The organism is Brevundimonas sp. CURTG3B2_SDJG (assembly GCF_057364705.1).
Genome location: NZ_JBNFOJ010000410.1, coordinates 1 through 1,991, shown reverse-complemented (window position 1 = coordinate 1,991; position 1,991 = coordinate 1). Strand labels below are relative to the sequence as shown.

Here is a 1,991-nt window from a genome sequence, read left to right as displayed (position 1 = left end):
TCATGGGGTCAGTACTGCCGGGATCCCGGCCCGCTCACTCCCGCGCGCGTCGGCATCGGCGACCGCATCCAGCCGGGCCGAAATTCATGGGGCGCTCCACCGTCTGGGCGCGAACGGCGCTGCCGCCACGGCTCATCCGCGCGCCACCCTGATCGGCGTCGACACCCTGAGGCGCGGCGGCTCGGCGATCGACGCGGCCATCGCCATCAACGCCGCCCTCGGCTTCCTGGAGCCCGTCGCCAACGGCATCGGCGGCGACGCCTTCTGCATGCTGTGGGACTCGGCCCAGGGCAAGGTCGTCGGCTTCAACGGCTCGGGGAACAGCCCGCGCGGCCTGTCGCTGGAGATCGCGCGCTCCAAGGCCAAGGCGGACGGCCACCTGCCCTCCTACGGCGCGGTCACCGTCAATGTGCCGGGCACCGTCGACGCCTGGTGGAGCGCCCACCAGCGCTACGGCAAGCTGCCCTGGAAGGACGTCCTGCTGCCGGTCGCCGAGCTGTGCGAGGAAGGCGTCCCCGTTCCCCAGGTCATCGCCTACTACCTGGAGCGCAACATGGCCGGCTTCGACCGGTCGGCGGGGATCATCGAGGAGAACGAGAACCGCAAGCGGGTCTACGCCCCTGGCGGCGCCACGCCCAAGGTCGGCCAGATGTTCGCCAATCCGGACCTGGGCCGCACCTACCGCCTGATCGCCGAGCACGGCCGCGACGCCTTCTATGACGGCCCTATCGCCGACGCCATCGAGGGCTATTTCCGCCGCATCGGCGGCTGGATGACCCGCGCCGACCTGGCCGCCCACCGCACCGAATGGGTCGAGCCGATCCGGACGAACTATCGCGGCGTCGACGTCTACGGCCTGGGGCCCAACACCCAGGGCCTGTCGACCAATCAGATCCTCAACATCTGCGAGCAGTTCGACCTGAAGGGCATGGGCTTCCAGTCCGCCGCCTCGATCCACCACCAGGCCGAGGCCAAGCGCCTGGCCTTCGAGGACCGGGCCAGGTGGTTCGCCGACCCTCGCTACAGCCAGACCCCGGTCGAATGGCTGAACTCCAAGGACTACGCCGCCCAGCGCGCCCGTCTGATCCGGCCCGACCGGGTGATGGACCGCGTCTTCCCCGGCGACGCTCCCACCCGCGGCGACACCACCTATTTCAGCGTGGCGGACAAGGACGGGATGATGGTCAGCTGGATCCAGTCCAACTACCGCGGCATGGGCTCGGGCCTGGTCGCCGACGACGGCGCCGGAAACACCCTGGGCTTCATGTTCCAGGATCGCGGCGAGCTGTTCGCCCTGACCGACGGCCACCCCAACGTCTACGGCCCCGGCAAGCGGCCCTTCCACACCATCATCCCCGGCTTCGCCTGCAAGGACGGCAAGCCCTGGATGGCCATGGGCGTCATGGGCGGCGGCATGCAGCCGCAAGGCCAGGCCCAGATCATCATCAACATGGTCGACTACGGGCTTGAACCCCAGGCCGCGGGCGACGCCCCGCGCTGGCAGCACTACGGCTCGTCCGAGCCCACCGGCGAACCGGCCGAGGGCGTCGGCCGCCTGCACCTGGAGAGCGGCGTGCCCGAGGCCACAAAGCACGCGCTCGAGGCCATGGGTTGGGCCCTGGGCCCGCCCGACGGCGGTTTCGGGGGCTACCAGAACGTCGTCATGCAGCAGAATCCGGGCGGCCGCTGGACCTATGGCGCGGCCACCGAGATGCGCAAGGACGGCATCGCCCTGGCCTATTAGCGCACCGCCCGCGCGATCAGCTGGTCCGCCGTCGCGCCGTCCGGCCCGAACGCCAGGCGCGGCCAGTCGGGGGTCAGCCGTTCCAGGGCCAGCATGATCCCCAGCCCTTCGTCCTGGCTCCAGCGCCGCCCAGGAAGCCGTCCAGAACGACGCCAAGGCGGCCGGTCAGGGTGTCGGTCTCGCGGCGCAGGGAGGCGGCGTCGTCGATGTAGCGATGGACCAGGACATCGTTGGCGAACGGCGAGAA

Annotated in this window: 1 protein-coding gene; it reads left to right on the top strand. The window is 70.4% G+C overall.

Annotated features, from left to right (window positions below; genetic code table 11):
- Window positions 1-1,744: gamma-glutamyltransferase family protein (locus AC2W7C_RS17220; protein WP_486002464.1), on the top strand; the 1,744-nt coding region annotated here is incomplete at its 5' end.
- Window positions 1,745-1,991 lie beyond the last annotated feature (247 nt).